The sequence below is a fragment of the Malacoplasma iowae genome, assembly GCF_900660615.1.
Lineage (GTDB): Bacteria > Bacillota_I > Bacilli_A > Mycoplasmatales > Mycoplasmoidaceae > Malacoplasma > Malacoplasma iowae.
The window spans coordinates 754426-776434 of sequence record NZ_LR215023.1 but is presented as its reverse complement, the minus strand read 5'-3'; the positions used below and the strand labels follow the sequence as shown (position 1 = coordinate 776434).

Here is a 22009-nt window from a genome sequence, read left to right as displayed (position 1 = left end):
AATGTTAAATAAATTAAAAGAAAAATTTTTACCAGGATATTTAAAACTAAAACCAGCTAGAGACGAATTAACTGATGACTATATAGTTAATATTCAAAACCTAAGTGTGTCTTTTAAAGTTAAAGCTGGAATGCTACATGCAGTTAGAGATGTTTCAATTAAGATTAAACGTGGAGAAATATTAGGAATTGTTGGAGAATCAGGTTCTGGTAAATCTGTTACAGTTAAGTCTTTAATTGGTTTTAATGATAATTCAAAAACCAAAGCAGATAATTTAGATTTTTTAAAATGAGATTTACTAACAGCTGATAAAACTAGTTGAAAATATATTAGAGGAAGTAAAATAGCATATATTCCACAAGACCCACTTTTATCTTTAAACCCAACTAAAAGGATTGGTAAACAAGTTATTGAATCAATTCTTATAACTAAAAAAAGAAAATTACAACAAAAAATCTTTGATCTTAAAGAAGAGTACAAAATTGATAATGATATTAATAAATTAAAAAAAGGAATTGCTGAAGCAAAAGAACTATATAAAGCACAAACGACAAAAAAAGCAGTTGAAGATAAATTATATGAAGTTTTAGATTTCATTGGAATTAAAAACATAAAACAAAGAATTAAAGATTACCCACATGAATTTTCAGGTGGTATGAGACAAAGAATTGTTATTGCAATGGCAATTGTAAGTGAACCTGATTTAATTATTGCAGATGAACCTACAACTGCTCTTGATGTTACTATCCAAGCCAAAGTTTTAGACATTATTAAAAAATTAAGGGATAGATATAATATAGCAATTGTTTTAATTTCACATAATATTGGTTTGGTTGCCAACTTCTGTGATTTTGTTTATGTTATGTATGCTGGAAAAATTGTGGAACAAGGATTAATAAAAGATATATTTACAAATCCTAGACATCCATATACTTGAGCTTTAATTTCATCAATTCCAGATTCTAATAGTGATCAAGAATTACAGTCAATTCCTGGTACACCACCAAACTTATTAATTCCTCCAATTGGTGATGCTTTTGCACCAAGAAATAAGTATGCTACAAAAATTGATTTTGAAAAACAACCTCCATTATTTACAGTTAATGGTTCAAAAACTCATAAAGCTGCTACATGATTATTACATCCTGATTCACCAATTAAAGGAATTCCTGCAAATGTTTTAGAAAAAATTAAAGTTGCAAAGAAATCAATAGAAATAAAAGAAGCTATAAAAGCTAAAAAAATTAAAAATAAAAATCTAGAAGCCAATCAATAAATTGAATAAAGAGGAAGGAAATACCAATGGACAAAGAAACAAGAATTCAAGAACTTTCTTTGAATGAAAATCAAAGTGCTTTGACTAATTCTAATGCTAATAGTGAACCTAAAAAAGGTTTATTAAAAGTAAAAGATTTAAACATGATGTTCAAAGTTAGAGGAACTTTTAAAAAGGCTTTAGATGATATAAACTTTACTGTTGATGAAGGTGATTTCTTTGGAATTATTGGAGAATCTGGTAGTGGTAAAACTACAACAGGTAAAGCAATTATTAGATTATATAATGCAACTGGGGGAACAATAGAATTTGATAACCAGTTGATATCACAAAGAAGTCTTGGAAGAAAAAGAAATAAATGAATGAGAAAAAACATTCAAATGATTTTTCAAGATCCAATGTCTTCAATGGACCCAATAAAAAATATTATGACTATTGTTTCAGAACCTTTAATAATTAATAGAATTGTTCAAAGCGAAACAATTGAGTATATGAAAAAAGTTTGAAGAGTTAACAATTTTTTTCGTTATAGATTTAATGAAATCAATAAAAACTCAATACTTGAATTTAATAGAAATTATTACAACAATACAAATCAAATTTATTTAAATGGAATTGAAAAAATAAAAAACTTAAACTTAGATAATTTTAATACTGTCGATGGTTTGAATGAATATTTAGGTTCAATAGTTGATGATGTTGTAAGTGATTTAAAAGATAATGTTGAATTGGTATACAAGCTAAATGATAATCAAAGTAATTTAATTAATGAAACATTTATTAAATATGAAAATAATGATCTAGAAGATATAGATATTAGATTAGATAAAGCTAATAAAGAAATTATTAAATGTAAAGAAAATGCTAAATATTCTTCAAAACAAAAAGAATTATTAGATGAATTAAAAAATATTGAATTACAAATAGATCTTTTAAGATCTAAATATAAAAATATTTATAAATCTCAATACAAAGGTATTAAGGATGGACTTTTAAGAAAAGTTAAATCTGATTGAAAAACAAGTTATCAACAAAAAATGTTATCAACAGATAAAATTCAATTTACTTATTTCTTGTTTCAAGAAACAGCATTTAAAGAAAAATATTCTATTTTAAAAAAGATTTATAAACTTAAATACTTAAATGAAGAACAAATAAATAAGATTTCTGAAATTCTTGATATTTTAACAACTCAAAGATATCAAGCTCATCTTAATGAAATATTGGATATCCAAAATAAATTTGGAACAAATCCAATTGATCAAAAAATTGATTACTTAAAATTTATTAAAGACAAAAAAAGTGTTTTACCAACTTTAAAACCAAAAACTAAAGTATCAAATTTAGAGTTGTTAGATCAATATGATAATGATTTAATAGCAAACATTTTGATTGATGATTCAAGTTTATTTGATATTAATGTTAATAATCAAAAAATTAATGAATTGATAATCAAATCTAATACAGCATCTAAAATAACAGAAGACAAATTTAAAAATGAAATAAATCAAAGATATGAACAAGTATTAAAACTTAAAAAAGAAATTAAAGAAAATAATCCAAAAGGTTCAACTGATAGTATTTGAGAATCTAAACTTGAAAGTGCAATAAGCAAAAAAGATGATGTAATCAATGAAAGAAAAAAGATAATATCTGATTACAAATTAACTTTAAAAGATAAAAAAATTGAAATAAATAAATTAAAACAAGAAATTAATTTATTAAAAAAAGATTCAAGAGTAAATAAAAATAATTTTAAAAAAGTTATTAAAAATGCACTTAATGTCGTTTCAAAAAAAGAAATTAATAATCAAAAAAGTTTCAAAGAAAGATGAAATACATATAAAACAAATAGAGGTTTAAAAAAAGCATTACAACCAAAAATATTAGCTATTAAATCTATTGAATTTGAAAAAAAACAATCAGTTCAAAGATTTGTTATAAACACTCTATTATATAATTCAAATAAATATACAGGTATTATTTTATATTTCTGAATTATTAAAGCTTTAATAAAAGAAAAAGTATTTAAAGCTTTAAGGGATGTTGGTCTAAAACATGAACACGCTTATAGATATCCACATGAGTTTTCAGGTGGTCAACGTCAAAGAATAGTAATTGCTAGAGCGTTGATTACAGAACCAAAACTTATTATTGCTGATGAACCAATATCAGCACTTGATGTTTCAATTCAATCACAAGTTATCAACATTATGAAAAATCTTGCAAAAGAAAAAGGTGTTACTTTCTTATTTATTGCTCATGATCTTTCAATGGTAAGTTATGTATGTAATAAATTAATTATTATGCACAATGGTAAAATAGTTGAGAAAGGTGATGTTGATAAAATCTTTAAAAATCCAATTCATCCATATACTAAATCATTATTTAAAGCAATTCCAGAATTATCTAGAATTCATGTAAATTTATCTTCTTTTGATGAAGAATTGGATTATGATAGAGATTATGGTCCTTTAAATAAACCAACTTTTTATAAAGCAAAAGATGATGAAGGTCACCAAGTTTTTGGTACAGAAGGTCAAGTATTAGAATGGTTAGAACAACAAGAAGTAAAAATTCTTTAAAAACAGGTCAAACTGTTTATGTAAATAAAGATGAAATAAATTCAAATAATTCCAAAGTAGATAAAAGACTTTATCGTAATGTAAGAGAAGGAAAATATCCTAGTGGGATATTTCCTTTTGTGATTATATGAATTATTTTTGTAGCTTGTATGTTGATATATTGTCTAACACTAAACCCTGTTAGGGAGGTTGATTCTGAAGGAAAGTTTACAGGAGTTGTAAATTATGTCCCAAGAAAATGACAAGACGGATTATGAATATCTAGTGGAATTACACTATGTTTAAATTTCTTTTGATTAATTAGCAGACAAAATTTTAATGCTAATGTCAGATATGGAATGAGAAGAATATCTCATAAAATGAGATTTGACTACTTAAAGTTTAATGAACCAAGAAATGATAATGATTATTCTATTAACAGAGTTACAAATATTGATGAATATAAAGAATACTTAAGCGAAAGAACACTTAGAACTAGATTATTATTTTGAATTTCATTTGGTCTTCATAGTCTCTTATTTATAATTTCTACAATTGTAGCTATATTTGTTAAATAATAAATAAAAATACACTCTATTTAAATTGGGGTGTATTTTTTCTATTAATTTTATTTGATTGAATAAATAATATTTTTTTGAGATCGGTATTAATTTAAAAAAACAAAATTTATATGTGTATCATTAATAGTGAGTTAAATAGTTTTAATGATTAATTTTAATTATTTAATTTATAAATTTTTATTTAAAGTAATTAGATTTTAAATTTATTGAAAAAAATAGTTTATCACTCATAAAAAAGATATAAAAATGAGAAGGTATTATATGAAACATTTGATTAAAGAATTTTGCATTGGTTCAATTGATGATGTAATGAAAATTAAAGAAAAAAACAAAAAAGAATTTCATCGGTTTGAAACTTGTTCTCATTTGGAATTTGGTGGTTATACACCAACAGAAGAAACCTTTAATTTTATTAAAAATAATTATAAAGAACATTCCCAAGTTGTAATGATTAGAAACACTGAATCTTTTGTATTAAAAGATGAAAACAAAATAAACAAATTAATTTATGACATAAAAAAGTTTTTAAATTTAGGTGCAAAATCATTCATTTTTGGTTATATAAATGATGATTATGAAATTGATCAAAAATTATGTTTAAAACTTATAAATGAAATCAAAAAAGTTGAAGGAACTTCGTATTGTTTTCATATGGCAATTGATGAAGTTGTAAATTATAATACTGCTTTTGAAACTTTAATTAAACTAGGTTTTAAAAGAGTTTTAACAAAAGGTGGAAAAACTCAAGCGATAGACAATATAGATAGATTGAAAAAAATGCAGGAACTATATGGAGACAAAATAGAAATCATTGTTGGTGGTAAGGTTGATTTTAACAACTATAAATTAATTCACAAAGAAACTGACATTTTACAATTTCATGGTAGAAAAATCATAAATACTAGTCAAAATTAATCTATTTAATTTATTATTTTAGAATTGATTTTAATTAAATATAAAACATTTTAAACACACATTTTATTGACATTAATATGTGTGTTTTTTTGTTTACAAAAATTTTTAATTTTTAAAAATATATCTACAGATATTTGGTAGTTTTATCAATTAAGTTAAAATATATATGTTTAATCGGAGGGAAATTATATGTTAAAAAGGTGAGAAAAATATAGGATATTAGCAACCTTTTCATTAATTAATAAGTATTTTTGAAAAACAAAAATTGGTCCAATATTTTCTATTGTATTGCCTTTTATTTTTATGGTAATCTATTTTGTTTTAGGAAGCTCAAGCGATTCAAAAGATAAGCTTGGATACTTTATAAATGGTTTTCCAGCATATTTGTCAATGAGTATTATTCCTTTATCAATAGTGACATTACCATCAATGAATATAGAATTTAAAAATTCTATTCTTCTAAGAAAAATAAAAACAAGTGGAATAAATAAATTTGAATATAACTTAATATGTATAATATATTTTTTTATTGCTAGTATTTTGTTTTCTATAATCACAATAATATTGTTTGCATTATTTTCAGTTAGTGATATTAGTAGACTTGGTTCAATTAATTGAGGTACTTTAACTTATGGAATTATATTGCTTTCATTGGTTAGTATTAGTTTTGGAATGTTTATTTCAACATTTATAAAAACATCACTTTCATCACAACTAATAGGATTTGCAATATTTATTTTAACTTTAACTTTGAGTGGTCAATTTATACCAGTTGATGTTATATCTGGTGTTGAAGCAATAAAATATATTTCTTTATTATCGCCACTAAATTATGCAACAAATATATTCAATATTGCCTCATTAAAAGCTGTGAGTCATTCAACAAATTCAATATTTGATTTTACAAATGATTTTATTTTTACAGGTTTTAGTGATAAAGCAATAACATTATATAATGTTTGACAAAAAATTCTTTTTGCTTTTGCTCCGTTTTTATTAATAAGAGTTTTTGAAACACTATCTATACACTTTTTTAAATGAACTGGAAGGTAATTAAATATGTTTTTAAAAGAATTTTGAAAAAAAATTAATTTAGATAAACAGATTAAAGATAAAAAAGAATTAGAATCAATTATAAATTATCAATCAAATAATAATATATTAATTGAAATTAAAGATCTTTCAAAAGTTTATAAACAAGGCAAAAAGAAAATAAAAAAAGTTTTTGAAAACATAAATTTAAAGATTTATGAAAATGAAATAATTGCTTTAATTGGTCCTAATGGTGCTGGTAAAACAACTCTTGTAGAGATAATATCGCAAATTAAAAAACAAACTAGTGGAACAATTAAATATCATTATAAATCAGATAATGGTAAAGAAAATATAGGAGTTCAATTCCAAGATCTTGCCTTTCCAAGAGGATTAACAGTTAAAGACTTTATAGATTTTCAAATTATGCTTTCAAAAAATAATATAAGTTCTGAATTTTTAAATGAAATGTTAAATACATTTCAACTATCAGAATTTTTAAATTATAAGGTTTCAAAACTTTCAGGTGGACAACAACAAAGACTAAATGTTCTTATAGCTATGATGAACAAACCTAAAGTTTTATTTTTGGATGAATTTACTACAGGTCTTGATATAGCAATAAAAAACGAAATCAAAAACTTTATTTTAAAGTATGCAAAAGAAAACAATATCACTATTGTTTTGATTAGTCATGATATAGATATAATAGATCAAATGGCACAAAGATTTGTTTTAATTACAAATAACAAAATAGTTGTAGACACTGATAAAAAAACAATTGAAGAAAAATTTAAAACAGTTTCTAACTTTTTGTTTAATTATATAAAGTATTAATAAATCAAGTATTAATTTATTCTTTAAAAAATAAATGTGAGTAATACCACATCATAGTGGTGTTGCTCACATGCTCGATTGACATGTGAAGTGCAACACTCAAAAAAGAGTGTGCACTTCATTTGTTTTGTTTGTAAGTGTTCACTAATAAAAAGATAATGAATATTAGGAGTGCTTATGAAAACTTATAAACATTTAACAAAAGAAGAAAGATGCTTAATTTATTTTCTTTGAAATAAAGAAAAATATTCTATGAATAAGATTGCAAAAATCTTAAATAAAAACAAATCAACAATATCAAGAGAATTAAAAAGAAACACATCTTCAACAGGGATTTATTATTCATCAACTGCTCACAAAAAATACATTAGAAGAAAATCAAATTGTCATATGTTTTTTATGTTGAAGTACAAAAACTTCACAGATCTTTTTATTCAAAAATTTAATCCTAAATCTCATGGTGTAGAAGCTACAATTTTTTGAATAAAAGAAAACTATCCGTTAGTTAAAGTTCCAAGTGCTAGGCAAGTATTTAGATGAATCAATAGCAAGATTTGAAAGATACAAAGAAGAGATTGTTTAAGAAGAAAATATGTTAAAGGAAAAAGAAGAAAAATAGGTATATTTTCTAAAATTGATGGAAAATACTGCATTCCTTATAGTCTAAGACCAGAAAAGATAAACAATAGAAAAGAATTTGGACATTGAGAAGCTGATCTAATAGTTAGTAAAAGGCAAAGTGGTTATTACCACTTATTGACATTAGTGGAAAGAAAAACAAGGTTGGCAATTATTAGAAAAATAAAAGGGAAGAACGCTAGATCAATGATGGCTAAAATGTATACCATTATTCGAGATGAAAAACTCCCAATAAAAAGCATCACTGTTGATAATGGGTTAGAGTTTCAAATGATGGGAATAACTGCAAAACAATTCAACTTTAAAGTTTATTATTGCCAACCTTATTCTTCATTCCAAAGAGGGTCCAACGAGAACATAAATGGGATAGTTAGAAGATGATATAAAAAAGGAACTGACTTCAGTTTAGTAAGTGAAGATAAAATAAAAACTCTTGAATGAAAAGTAAACAACATCCCAAGAAAAATGTTTGGTTATAAAACAGCTTACCAAATGTATCAAGAAAATATTTAAAACAAAAAAACTCTCAACTTATATTTCAAAGTCGAGAGTTTAATGTAACATTGAAGTGTTGCACTTCACATGTCAGTTAGGGTGTGAGTAATACCACATCATAGTGGTGTTGCTCACATTTTGTTATTTAATTATTAATTTTTATTAATTTTTGAAAAATACCTCTTTTTTTTTTTTTTTTTTGATATGGTAAATTTTATTTTGTAATTCTTTAATTATCAATTAGGAAACAAAAATGAAAGTAATCATAACAGCAGCGGGATTTGGAACAAGATTTTTAAACTATGGAATTAATATTCCAAAATATTTAATCAAAGTTAAAGGGATTACATTATTAGAACACAGTCTTAAGTCATTAGGTGATTTTTTTAATCATGAATTTATCTTTGTTTTTAGAAATATTGAAAACGAAAATAAAATTAAAGAAATAATTGAAAATACATTTAACACTAAAAATGAAAAAATAAAAAATTATAAAATATTAAATATTTCTCATCCTACAAAAGGTCAAGCAGATACTGTTCTTAAATGTGATGAATATATTAAAAATAATGATGAACCAATATTAATATTCAATATTGATACATCTATTATTAATCCTGAGTTATTTATAAAACAAGAAGATATTGATCAAAGATTTGATGGAATTATTTACACTACTAAAGCAAGTGGTAATCATTGAAGTTTTGCAAAAACTATCAACAACTCAAATATTGTAATAGAAGTAGCTGAAAAAAATAGAATTAGTGATAATGCTAGTATTGGTTTATATTATTTTAAAAGTTTTAAAAAATTTTGTTCAATTGTAAATGAATTTGAAAATCAAATAATCAAAAATGCAAAAGAGTTATACATTATACCAATTTATAACTATTTAATAAAAAACAATGGTCTAGTTGTTATCAAAGAAATTCCAGTAGATAATTTTTTACCTTTAGGCACTCCTGAAGAAATATTAAAAGCGGATAAAAATTTTTTATTGGAGAACAAAAATGTTTAATTCAAGAGCTAGGTATCTAAACAATGTTTTCAATATAGTTACAAAAATATTTTTTATTTTTTTCTCATTACTATTATCAATTTTGTTTATTTTAAATGCTTTTAATGTTATCAATATAATTCCAGATTATTTATATATTGATAAAAATAATCCTTGAACAGTTTTATTAACTAATGTATTGTTTTTTGGATTAATAACTTCAATTTTTGGCTTTGGTTTTTTAATTTATAAAATATTTTTAAAAAAGCATTGTATAAAAGTTTATTCCAATGAATGTATGGAGATAATCAATGCTACAAAATTGCCTGAAATTCTTCCAAAAGTTTTATACATATACACATGCCATAATGATCTTATTGAATCTAGAGTTTTGCAGAATAAAAATCAATCGTATAAAAATTTTGAAATTTGAGTTTCAGATGGATCTAGTAATCAAGAGTGAAAAAATAAAATAGAAAAATTTTGTAAAGATAATAATATCAATTTATTCCAATTGCCAAAACCATCTGTGAACAAAGCAGATAACCTTAATCAATTTTTAAATTTTTATAAAGATGATTTTGATTATCTTTTAATTGGTGATGCTGATGAAGTTTTCCATAAAAACTTTGTTGAATATGCAATAAAAATATTTTATTCAAATAAAATAAAAAATTTAGCATATGTAACGCCATTAAATATTAACTATAGATCAAAAGGAATATATCCTAATACAACAAGGATTATAGAAACTACAGCTTTTTATTGAAGTTTATTTACAAAAAATTTTAATTTAGCTAATGTTTCCCCTTTAGCTGGGCAATCTTGCTTAATATCAAAAAAATCTTTAATTCTTTGCTATAAGAATGGTAAATTTGAAAATGTTAATTTAGAGGATTGATATTTGGAGGCAAGAATGGTTGAGGAAGGAAATTTTGGTATTATGTTGCCTAATGCTCCTTGCTATTTTGAACCAGATGTCAATGTTTTAGTGCATTTTAATAGAATAATGAGAATTGAAGATTGAAGGGTAAGATGGTGAAAAATAAATAATAAAAAAATAATAAACAATTTTAATGAAAGATTTGTGAATTGATATAAAAACTATATAGGTGTTTTATTTAGGCCAATAATTATTTTTTCTTCAATTGGGTTATTAGGTTTAGTAATTTGATTAATTTCAAACTACTATAATTATGCTTTTAAAAATAATGTTTTGTTTTGGATATCATTAGGAACAGGATTTGGTTTTGGGTTAATTACACTATTACTAAATTCAATTTTAATTGGAAAAATAAATTACAATTTTTGAGATTATATTTTATTTCCATTTATCTTTGTTCTTTGATTTCTTGCAGCAAATATAAAAATAACAATACATTGGTTCAGATCTTTATTTTTAGGAAAATATTCCCAATTTGGTGGAAGTGGTAACTCCAGGTTTTTTAAGTCTAAAAGCAAAACTATAAAATGATGAATTTCATTTTTAATATTGTCTATAACAATAACAATTTTTAATGTATGTTTTTTTATTTTGCTTAATTGATCAATGTACAAATGGTTGATTATTTTTTTCAATTTATATTTTGGTGTGGTATGAATGGGAGTTTTTTCATATTTGGTTTTATGATACATAAACTTCATTCCTTATAACTCAAATTTTAATAGAAACAGTTTTATTGAATGTAAAGAAATAATATAACAAGGACTATAAATTATGGAAATATATGTTTTAAGACATTGTAAAACAGAATGCAATTTGAATAACAAATGATGTGGTTCGAAATCTGATATTGGTTTATCTATTGAAGGGAAAATCCAAAATGAAAAAGTTGTAAAAGAATTATCGAAAATAAATTTTGATTATATTTTTACTTCCCCATTAAAAAGATGTTTGGTTACATCTAAACAGATTTCTAAAAATACAAATTCAAAATTAGTAATAGACAATAGATTAATTGAAAGAAATTTTGGAGAATTAGAAGGTTTAAATTGTAATAATGATGACAAAATTAAATTAGCTGATTTTGAATTAAATACAGATCTAAATAAAAATGTAGAAAAAATTTATGACATGTTCTTTGATAGGGTTTTACCTTTCATAAAAGATATAGAAAAAATAAAAGCTAAAAAAATTTTAATTGTTACTCATTCATGAGTTATAAGATTGTTTAATTACTTTTTTTCAAATGAAGTAAAAAATAATGAAGCAATTAAAATGACACCAAAGAATGGTGAATACAAAAAATTTATTATAAATAATGATATTATATCTAGGCACTTTAACACTTTAATAGTTAAAGGTAATAAAATTACCAAAAAATCAGCTTACTTAGAAAAGTTTAATGACGAAATTAATTGAATGGTTAGTATACCAAATGAGTTAAAAGATTTTGTTCCAAAAATTTATGATTATAGAATTAGTACTATTAATAATGATAAAGACTTTTCATATATAAGAATGGAATATATTAATAAAAAATCTTTTGAACAATTTTTCATTAATGAAAAATTAACTAAGAAAGAAGCCTGTATATTTTTTAAACATATAGATTCTTTCTTGAAAAAAACAAAAGAATATAATAAAGAAATTGATGATAATGAAAAAAATAAACTTCTCTATAATATTTATTATTTAAAAACTATTGATAGAGTGAACAGCATTAAAGATGATCATAATTTAAATTTTTTCTATAACAACAAAATAATAATTAACAATAAAGAGTATTATTCAATAAAAACATATATGGAAAAATTATTAGATGTTTTTAATGGATATAATTTGCTTAATTCAAAAGAAATGTTTTGTATAATACATGGAGATTTATGTTTTAACAATATAATATTCAATGATAATAAAATGTATTTGATTGATCCAAGAGGTTCTTTTGGTGAAAAAGGAATATATGGTGACCAGATATATGAACTTGCAAAAATATCTCATTCTATAAGCGGTTATGATAGCATCATAAATAATTTATTCTATTTAAATGTAACTGATAAAAACCAAATATATTATTGTTTAAAGAAAAATGATAATGAAGAATTATTTAGAACTTTTTTTGAAAAAATGATTTCATCAGAAGAGACATTGAAAAAAGTGTATTTAGTTGAATCGCTTTTATTTTTATCAATGATTCCTCTACACAAAGAAAACTATAGGCATCAGCTAGTGATGTTATCTATTGCAATAGAAAAACTATCTAAATTTATTACATAATTTTAATTTAATAATTATAAATATTTATTAATTTGTAAACTTAGTTAGTTTCATATTTAATTTAAAAATATAACCAATCAAAATCTTATTTTTCAACAACAAAAAATGATAGTGTAAACATTTAATTGATAATCATATAGATTATCAAATAATAAAACACTATCGTTTTTATTTTTGGTTTTAACAAAGGTTAAAGTTTATTTTTTAAACACCTTCTCAAAAATTTTATCAACATATTTTAAATGGTAATTAAAATCAAAAATATTTATTATTTCTTGTTTTGAAAGGTAACTTGTTATTTTTTGATTTTCTAACACTACATCTTTAAAATCTCTATTTTCTTCAAATGCTTTAAATGCTAATGATTGTACTAACTCATAATTTTCTTTTCTTGATAATTCATTGCATTTGATTAAAGCCAATAATAATGTTTGTGAAAAAATGACATTTTTACTAATTTTTATATTTTCTAACATTTTCTTTTTATTAATAATTAATGTAGAGATAGTTTTTGTTAGTTTTTCTAAGATATTAACAATTATTGTTGTTGCATCTAAAAATATCACTCTTTCATTTGAAGAATGAGATATATCTCTTTCATTTCATAGCGAAACATTTTCATTGATTGTTAAACTATAACCATTTAATAATCTTGAAAGACCACAAATATTTTCTAAAGTTATAGGATTTTTTTTATGTGGCATAGCTGATGAACCTTTTTGATTTTTTTCAAAAAATTCACTAACCTCAAAAATTTCTGTTCTAGCTAAATGTCTTAGTTCACAAGCTATTTTATTAATTGTTAATCCAAGTAAATTAATTGTTGAAAAATAAAATGCATGAATGTCTCTTGAAAGAATTTGTGTAGATATTTTAGCTGAACCTATATTTAATTTTTTACAAACATAATCTTGCATTTTAATACCTGTGTTTGCATGTGTTCCAACAGCACCACTAATTTTTCCTATTTCTATCTCTTTAAAAGCTAGAATTAAATGATTCTTATGTCTATTTAATTCGTCATATCATAATGCAGCTTTTAATCCAAAGGTTGTAATTTCAGCATGAACACCATGAGTTCTTCCGATTTCAACAGTCATTTTGTGTTGTATAGCAATCTTTTTAATTGCTTTCATCAATCTATTTAATCTATCTAAAATAATTTTGTTAACTTGCTTTATTGCTATTGCATTACCAGTGTCTACAATATCTGTTGAAGTTAATCCATAATGAATTCATTTTTTTGATTCATCATTAACTTGATTACTAATGTGTTCAACAAAAGCTATTACATCATGTTTTGTAATTTTTTCTATTTCATAAATTTCATTTATATTAATATGAATACTATCTTTGATTTTATCCAATTCATCTTTTCTTATTAATCCAGATTTTGCATAATATTCCAATACTAATAATTCAATTTTTAGCCAATTACTAAATTTATTTTCATCAGAAAAAATATATTCGATTTCTTTATTTTTGTATCTATTAATCATTTTGAGTAACTCTTATTGTTTGGTTTCTATCTGGTCCAACTGAAACATATGCTATTTTTCTATTAGTTAATTTTTCAATTAAAAGTAAATATTTTTTACAGTTTTCTGGTAGATCACTTATTGATTTGCAATTTGTAATATCTTCATTTCATCCATCAATTTCAATATATACTGGTTTGCATTCCCCATATCTATTATTGTCTGGTAAAAGATAATCAATGATTTCATTATTGTATTCATATGCAACACATATTTTTATTTTTTCTAGTCCACTTAAAACATCTATCAATGTGATTGCAAGTTCTGTTATTCCAGCAACATTCAATGAATAATTTAATGAAACTATATCAAGTCATCCAATTCTTCTTGGTCTTTTAGTTACTGTTCCAAATTCATTTCCTTTTATTCTTATTTTTTCTGCTAAATCATCTTTTATTTCACTAACAAAAGGACCACTTCCAACTCTTGATGTATAAGCTTTAACAATACCTAAAATGTTTTTTATTGATGTCATCCCAATACCAGATCCACTAGCCATAGCAGACACAATACTAGATGATGTTACAAATGGATAAGTACCGTGATCAATATCAAGTAATACTCCTTGAGCACCTTCAAACAATATTTTTTTATTTTGTTTTATTTGCTTATTTAAAAATGTAACAGTATCAATTACTTTATCTTTAAATTGTTTTGCTAATTCATAATATTCTTTTGCAACTAATTTATAATCATATGTTTGTTTGTTATAGTATTTAAACAAAATGTTTTTTTCTTTTAAGTTTTCTTCTAATTTATTTTCAAGAGTATTAAGGTCAAATAAATCGCACATTCTAATTCCAATTCTTGCAACCTTATCTGTATAACATGGCCCTATTCCTCTTTTAGTTGTACCTATTTTATTATCTTGTTTGTTTTCTTCGTTCAATGTATCTAAAGCTACATGAAAATCAAATATTACATGAGCTCTATCAGAAATTAATAATTTACTTGTATCAATGTTTGCATCATTTAAATATTTAATTTCTTCAACTAGTGTTTTAGGGTTAACAACAACACCATTACCAATTACTACTGTGTTGTTGGGATTAAAGATACCTGATGGTATTAATCTTAATTTAAATTTATTATCATTAAACTTTATTGTATGACCAGCATTATCTCCGCCTTGGTACCTAACAATAATTTGATATTCTTGTGAAAGTGTATCTACAAACTTTCCTTTACCTTCATCTCCATATTGGGTCCCAATAATTCCAAGTAAGTTTTTGTTCATATATTTCACCTATAAATAAATATTTCCAAAACATAATTGTATAACTAATTTTTGTAAAAAAATAAATATTATAAAAAGTTTGCTATTTAAATAAAAAGTGTAAAAAAAAAAAAAAAAATAATATTTTTCGCTTTTTAAAATATAAAAAAATAAATTAAATATTTTGATATAATCAATAAGATAAGTTAAATGAAAGGAAATACAATGACATCAAACCAAACTAAGAGACTGATATTTATCATTCTAATGTTTATCCCAGTTCTTAACATAATTGGTTCTATTTTGTACCTTTTAACTGTTAGATGTAGTGGAGTAGAAAAAATTATTGTATTACTTGGTTTAATCCCGTTCATAAGTATAGTTTGTGCTGTAATACTTATTATTAACTTTGTGATGGGTGGACAATTATTGTCGCCAAGACCAAGAAATTAAAAGCAATAACAATTTATTACGTAAAACATAAAGTGGTGCATACCACTTTTTTAATTTTTTAATATTCAAAATAGTATAATAATTACTATTAAAAGTCTCAATAATTTTAAAGGAGTATAATATGACAATTAATAAACAAAATGATTTTAAAACATTCATAGCAGTTGATAAAAATGACTCAAGAGTTGCTGATAAAAAAGTTTATGAAACTAAAACAGAAAAAGAAACAATAATGTTTGTAATTGATAAAGACAACTTGGATTTACCAAGAGTTGCAGACTATGTTAAAAGATTTGCAGAAAAAAACAAAGCAAACATCAATTATGATCTTAATAGTTTCATTAACTACTTTGATGATCAAAAAACTAAATCAGATTTAATTTTCTCTTTAGTTTTAGCTTGTACTTTTTATGAAAAAAAACCATTTAATTTAAAAACATCAAAAGAAGAAATTTTTGAAATTAACTTAATTTTAGATCCAATGTATAATGATCAGTTAAAAGAAGCATGTGTTGTTAAGGATGCACAATTCTTTTGTAGAGCTTTACAAGATATGCCAAGTAATATCTTATATCCAGCAGAATTTTGTAGAAGAGTTAGAGAGTTGTTTAATGATGTAAGTTACAAAGTTAATATTGTTGAAATGAATAAAAAACAAATTCAAGATCAAAATATGGGATTATTACTTGCTGTAAATGCTGGTAGTTTAAGAGAACCTAGATTTATGTATATTGAATACAAAAATAATCCTAGTTCTAATGAATACTATGGTTATGTTGGAAAAGGTATTACTTTTGATTCTGGTGGAATGAATATTAAAACTGGTTCATTTATGAGATGAATGAAATTTGATATGTCAGGTGCAGCAGCTGTTATGGCAACAGTTTATGCTCTAGCTAAAAATAATATTAAAACAAATGTTGTAGGGATAGCATGTTTAACTGAAAACTTAGTTAGTCCAACTTCTGTAAGACCTGATGATGTTATTATTTCGCATAGTGGTAAAACTGTTGAAATTGACAATACTGATGCAGAAGGTAGATTGGTATTAGCTGATGGGTTATCTTATGCTGCAAGTGTTTTAAATGTAACTAAACTTGTAGATATTGCAACATTAACTGGAGCAATGATATTCTCATTAGGTGATGTTTATTCTGGAGTTTGAACTTCTCATGATAGTGATTGAAGAGAGTTTGAAAAAGTTGCTTATGATTCTGGTGAATATGTTTGAAGAATGCCTTTACATGAAAACTTTTTAAGAATGCTTGACTCAGATATTGCTGACATGAAAAACTCATGTGATGATAGAAGAGGTGGAAGTTCTAGAGCAGCATGTTTTTTAAAAGAATTTACTCATGGAAAAAATTACATTCATTTAGATGTTGCTATTACAGCAGATGTAAATAACCAAGGTCAAGGTGTAATGGTTAAAACATTATATAATTTTGCTAAAAATCAAAAATAATATTTATGGACAACAAAAAAAATTTAAATAATCTTTCCTCACAAATAAATAAAGCTAATGTGGGAATAAGTTACAAAAAACCTAAAAACATAAAAAACAAACAATTTATTGTTTTAACTGTAAGTGGACTTTTTATGTGCGGTACTATTATTGGTGCTGGATTTGCTATTAATGAAGCAATTAAGGTTATTAATAAAAAAAGCAGTAAAAACCAAGTAAAAGAAAATATAGAATCAAAAGAAGTTTTTAAACTTTTTTTAAAAACAACTACTCTTTTATAATTTATATTTATTTTAAAAACACCCCTTATGGGTGTTTTATTTTTGTTTATACAATTACATTATTATGCTAGTAACTAAAATAAATTCATAATTTCTGTTTTAAAAAAATGATTATTAATAAGCTATTTATTCAAAAAACAAAAAAGTTTAATTAACAAAAATAAATGATCTATTTAGCTGAATTAAATTATAAATACAATAAAAATATTTAAATCTTTTATTATAATATATAATTTTGATTTTTAGACAATAATTTGTATTCCTAATGTTGAATCACCAAAAATTAAATTGTATAATTTAATTGCGTATTGAAAATAATTATGGAATGTTATATGTCTAAAAAAATTGTTTATAAATTAAATAATGATAACTTAAAAGAGTTTGATGTTTTAAATGATGTTGATACTGAGACATTATTTTTAATAAAAGATTTTACAAAAATTCCAGAGTTAGAAGTTATTAGATTATTAAAAAAAAATAGAAAAATTATTATTTCAGATGACGCTATATTAGATGTAGATAAACTATTGTGAATAAAAAATCAATTAAATAACGAACCACATTATTTCAATAATTTATTAATATCTAAAGAAGCATTTATAAAATCTTGATTTCATCATGAATATTATGATTTATTAAAAGAACTTGAAATTTTTTCTAATATGAAATCTGATGACATAGTAAGATCTGATATGAATTTAGATATTGGAATTAAAGTAAAATATTTTGAAAACTCAGATTATCTTTTAAAAATATTAGATAACTCTTTATATTTGAAGAAAATAGTAATTGAAAGATTTAATGAATTTAATTTTAATTTATCTGAAGAATTTGATAAATTAATTCATTTCTATCATGAAATTAAATTTAATTTAATCACATCCATAAGTATTTTTATTGAACAAAATTACAATGATAAAAACCTTGTTTGCAATATATTAGATAATAAAATTAATGAAAAACTTTTAAATATTTGTTCTTCTAATGTTGGTGTTATTTCTTGTCTTGACAGAAGTGATAAAACTATAGCTAGAATGAGTGAATATGAAAAATCACATATATTTGAAACTAAAATTAGTGAAAATATAGGATGAATTGATATTGTTAAAATAAAAGCATTGGTTAAACAATTAAATATTAAAACTATTAAATTAGATGAAATATTTAAATATGATTTATTAGAAGAAATAAAAGTTTGTACAGAATATGGTTTCAATATGCAAAGAACAAAGTCAATGCAAACAATAAGTGAATGTGATAGTGTTGTACCATTGTATACAAGATTTAGAGGTTGAAGACAACAATCATGTAATTTAGAAAACCCAGAAGATGTTCCATTTGAAATGTTATATTTCATTTCAGAACTTAAGAAATTAATTGATGTAGATGAAATCATTGTTACATTAAACTATTTAGAAATTAAATTGTAGGAAACTACAATTTTTTTATTTCACTTTAAAACCAAAAAATATTATAATAAATAAAATATTGTTTGGTTTGTTATGAATAAAAGAAATAAATTTTTAAAATTTTTTAGTGCATTCTTTGCTGTTTCATTAGTTAGTGTTCCACTAGCATCATGTTTTAGTGATAATTCAAATAGTGGTCCAAGTCTTGGTGATGATGGTGATTGAAACATTGGTGATGGCTCTTCTAATATTATTAAAAAAAGTTATGTAGAACCTGAAATAAAAAATTCTATTAATGCAAGTGATGAATTAAAGGTTATTAGTGTTAATAAAGAATCAGATCAAGAAGTTTATAGAAGTATTAATGAATTTTTAATAAATTCTTTTGATAAAGAAGAATTTTATTCAAAATTATCAAAAGAAATGCTTTTAAAAGATGTGTATTCTTTTTTATATAAAACTTATGTTTTAAATCGTGGAATTTTCTCTTTTTATTACAATAAAGATACAATTATTGAAATGAATAAAGATGAACAAAATAATATAACTTTTAATTTATCTATTAGTTTAAAAATTGAAAATAATAGATATGATAAACAAGTATTTAATTTTGAAAACAATTCTATTGAACTGAATGCATATGATTATTTAATTTTAGATATCAACGTCAATAATAAACAACCAAATTTTGTTATTAACACAAACAATAATAGATATTTTTTAGGTGTATCTTTTGATAATGTTGATTTTACTTTAACTAAAAGTGAATCATATAATCAAAATTTAACTAAAGAAAATTTAAATAATGGAAAAATAGAATTTTCATATAATAATTTTTCTTTTACAAAAAATACATTTTCTAACTTATTTTTAATTGAATATACATACTTAACAGATGCACTAGATTATAATAATGCTTTAGAACATGAACAAGTTAAATCTTATTTTAATGATTTAACATATCAAGATTTACAAAATAGCATTGAAAGCGGTTTTTTGTCAAATCAAGAACTTTATATGGAATTTGTTAAAATAGCAGACATTTTGTTTACATCTATTGGCGCTAATGAAAATGGTGGTATGTTGATCAATAAAATAATGCCAAGTGTTACAAAAATACTACAATACTATAATGTCTTGCCACAAGGTGAAGAAACATACAATTTAATTCAACAGTTAATTACAAATAATGAACCGGTAATAACTGTTATTTCTAAAAATAATAAAATACTTACTAATTTAATAACAAGTTTAATTAGTAAAGATCCTTTTGTAGTTAATTTAATTAGTTCTTTATTATTGAAATTTGATCCAAACATGTCACAAGAGGAAAAAGAAAAACTAAAAGAAGAAATTAAATCATTATTAAAAAGCTTTGGAGTTGCTAATTTAAATTTTATTAATAAAATTATTGATTCTTTATTAGATAATGGAACTCTATTTGATATTCTTAAAACAGTTTTAAAAGATAATGAATTTGTGACATTAATAAAAAATGCAGTTGGTGTTCAATTTCATGGAATTATAGATTTAATTGTAAGTATTGTTTCAACTGATGATATTAACAAACCATTATTAAAAATAGTAGTTGAAAATATTGATAAAATAATTAGTTTGTTAAGTGGAATTATTGGTAACAATCCTACAATTGATGCATTATTAAAAATTATTATTTCATCTAATAAAGAATTTACAGAAGAAAATTTATTAGTATTATTTAATCAAACATTTAAAACTTTAACTACAGGAATTTTAACTAATACTACTATTCAAAAAAATTTTAAAGAATTCAGTTACGATAAAGAAAACCAAAAGGTGACTTATCAATATGATTATGAATATGTTTTTAATAAAGAAGTAACTATTGATTTAAGTACAATAAAAAAATTATTTCCTAAAGAAATTAATTTGAAAAGTTTAGGCATTGATACAGAAGCGATTGATAATCAAGTTGCAAATACTGCAGTTGATATTCCTTTGATTGGTAAAGTTGGTTTATTAACAAATAATGATGTTGGTAATGAATGATATATTTTTAAAAACGATCAATCACATAGTGATATTAATGATATTTTGGGCCAAATACCAGATAGTTTAACATTAGGTGTTAATGACAAAATTTCTTTCTCTTATAGTAATACAAATCAAAAGGTTTGATTAAATCCAACAAAAAATACAAATGGTGATTGATTTTTTGTAATTCAGCTTCCATTTATAATCAAAATTAATTTGAATGCTCCATCGATGTATAAAAAAATTAAAACTGAATTAGAAAATAAAATTTTAGGTGAACATAACTTTAATGTTTGAAATGAAATTGCTTCATCAATAATAACAATTTTATCTAAAGTTTATTCAGCATCTGGAATGATTAAGTCAACAAGTGAAAATAAGCCATTAACTAATTTTGATTATAATGATACTTTATATATGAGTGATTATAATCTAACATACAACACTAATTTTGATATCAATACATTTAACACTATTTCATCTTATTTTAATTTGGAATCAAATTATAAAAATGAAGAATTAAATATTGATAGTTTCTTTGAAAAAAATAATAATGATCTAGAAATAAACAAAACATTAATACAAGGATATGAAACACTAAAATTAAAAAATAATGATTTAATATTTTCTTATAATGCTTTAAATTCATCAAACATTGGTACTGATACAATAAATGGTGGTTCAATCCAAAAAGGAATAAAACTTAGAGTTCCTTTTAGAGCTAAAAGTTTGGGTTCTAATATTCCAACTACATTGGATTTAGTTATATATTTGAATATTTCAAATTTCTCAAATAATGTTTATCTTCCTTTTAATATTAAAAACGGTTCTACTTGATCAAACCATTTCACTTTATCTAGAACAAGTTTATCAGTTGATGGAGTAGCTGATGTTTATCTTCCATATAAACTTCTTGGAAAGATAAGATATTTCCATTATGGAAAAGTTAAGTTTCCATTATTTAACACATTATTATAAAAATCAAACCAAAACCTGGTTTGGTTTTTTCCCTAACTGACATGTGAAGTGCAACACTTCAATGTTACATTAAACTCTCGACTTTGAAATATAAGTTGAG

17 protein-coding genes are annotated in these 22009 nt (G+C 23.1%); 15 read left to right on the top strand and 2 right to left on the bottom strand.

Annotated features, from left to right (window positions below):
* Position 1 precedes the first annotated feature (1 nt).
* From EXC57_RS03070 to EXC57_RS03025, 10 genes are all read left to right on the top strand, one after another.
* Positions 2 to 1276, top strand: a complete 1275-nt coding sequence (locus EXC57_RS03070) for an ABC transporter ATP-binding protein (RefSeq protein WP_004025012.1) — start codon at positions 2 to 4, stop codon at positions 1274 to 1276.
* 26 nt (positions 1277 to 1302) lie between these two features.
* On the top strand, positions 1303 to 3861 hold the full coding sequence (locus tag EXC57_RS05335; protein ID WP_129692624.1) for an ATP-binding cassette domain-containing protein: 2559 nt from the start codon (positions 1303 to 1305) through the stop codon (positions 3859 to 3861).
* On the top strand, positions 3828 to 4418 hold the full coding sequence (locus EXC57_RS03060; RefSeq protein WP_004025014.1) for a hypothetical protein: 591 nt from the start codon (positions 3828 to 3830) through the stop codon (positions 4416 to 4418). The genes EXC57_RS05335 and EXC57_RS03060 overlap by 34 nt, the downstream gene beginning before the upstream one ends.
* 264 nt (positions 4419 to 4682) lie before the next feature.
* On the top strand, positions 4683 to 5336 hold the full coding sequence (locus EXC57_RS03055; protein WP_159402895.1) for a copper homeostasis protein CutC: 654 nt from the start codon (positions 4683 to 4685) through the stop codon (positions 5334 to 5336).
* A 189-nt stretch (positions 5337 to 5525) separates the two neighbouring features.
* A complete protein-coding gene (locus tag EXC57_RS03050) occupies positions 5526 to 6389 on the top strand; it encodes an ABC transporter permease (RefSeq protein ID WP_129692622.1) in 864 nt (287 codons plus the stop codon).
* Between the two features lie 6 nt (positions 6390 to 6395).
* Positions 6396 to 7205 carry an ABC transporter ATP-binding protein gene (locus tag EXC57_RS03045; protein ID WP_129692621.1) on the top strand — a complete coding sequence of 270 codons (810 nt, stop codon included), beginning with the start codon at positions 6396 to 6398 and terminating at the stop codon, positions 7203 to 7205.
* Positions 7206 to 7382: 177 nt separating this feature from the next.
* Positions 7383 to 8357, top strand: coding sequence for an IS30 family transposase (locus tag EXC57_RS03040; RefSeq protein ID WP_129692495.1), 975 nt, complete (start codon positions 7383 to 7385; stop codon positions 8355 to 8357).
* Between the two features lie 235 nt (positions 8358 to 8592).
* Entirely contained in the window at positions 8593 to 9357 is a 765-nt protein-coding gene (locus EXC57_RS03035; protein ID WP_004024574.1) for a sugar phosphate nucleotidyltransferase, read from the top strand.
* Positions 9350 to 11038, top strand: a complete 1689-nt coding sequence (locus EXC57_RS03030; protein WP_004024575.1) for a glycosyltransferase family 2 protein — start codon at positions 9350 to 9352, stop codon at positions 11036 to 11038. Before EXC57_RS03035 ends, EXC57_RS03030 begins: the two co-directional genes overlap by 8 nt.
* Positions 11039 to 11053: 15 nt before the next feature.
* Complete coding sequence (locus EXC57_RS03025) at positions 11054 to 12556, top strand: histidine phosphatase family protein (RefSeq protein ID WP_004024576.1); 1503 nt, start codon at positions 11054 to 11056, stop codon at positions 12554 to 12556.
* 197 nt (positions 12557 to 12753) lie between these two features.
* Here the strand turns inward: EXC57_RS03025 and purB are convergent, their stop codons facing one another.
* Complete coding sequence (purB, locus tag EXC57_RS03020; RefSeq protein WP_004024577.1) at positions 12754 to 14055, bottom strand: adenylosuccinate lyase; 1302 nt, start codon at positions 14053 to 14055, stop codon at positions 12754 to 12756.
* Complete coding sequence (locus EXC57_RS03015; RefSeq protein ID WP_004024578.1) at positions 14048 to 15331, bottom strand: adenylosuccinate synthase; 1284 nt, start codon at positions 15329 to 15331, stop codon at positions 14048 to 14050. The genes purB and EXC57_RS03015 overlap by 8 nt, the downstream gene beginning before the upstream one ends.
* 204 nt (positions 15332 to 15535) lie before the next feature.
* Between EXC57_RS03015 and EXC57_RS03010 the strand changes: the two genes are divergently transcribed.
* From EXC57_RS03010 to EXC57_RS02990, 5 genes are all read left to right on the top strand, one after another.
* Positions 15536 to 15763 carry a hypothetical protein gene (locus tag EXC57_RS03010; protein WP_036451878.1) on the top strand — a complete coding sequence of 76 codons (228 nt, stop codon included), beginning with the start codon at positions 15536 to 15538 and terminating at the stop codon, positions 15761 to 15763.
* A 121-nt stretch (positions 15764 to 15884) separates the two neighbouring features.
* Positions 15885 to 17228, top strand: a complete 1344-nt coding sequence (locus EXC57_RS03005; RefSeq protein ID WP_004024580.1) for a leucyl aminopeptidase — start codon at positions 15885 to 15887, stop codon at positions 17226 to 17228.
* 5 nt (positions 17229 to 17233) lie between these two features.
* Positions 17234 to 17509: a hypothetical protein gene (locus tag EXC57_RS03000; protein ID WP_004024581.1), complete on the top strand. Its 276-nt coding sequence runs from the start codon at positions 17234 to 17236 to the stop codon at positions 17507 to 17509.
* A gap of 332 nt (positions 17510 to 17841) precedes the next feature.
* Positions 17842 to 18939 carry an adenylosuccinate synthetase gene (locus EXC57_RS02995; protein WP_004024582.1) on the top strand — a complete coding sequence of 366 codons (1098 nt, stop codon included), beginning with the start codon at positions 17842 to 17844 and terminating at the stop codon, positions 18937 to 18939.
* 72 nt (positions 18940 to 19011) lie between these two features.
* Positions 19012 to 21909 (top strand): P116 family lipid acquisition surface protein, encoded by a 2898-nt coding sequence (locus EXC57_RS02990; protein ID WP_129692620.1) that lies wholly within the window; start codon positions 19012 to 19014, stop codon positions 21907 to 21909.
* Positions 21910 to 22009: the final 100 nt, after the last annotated feature.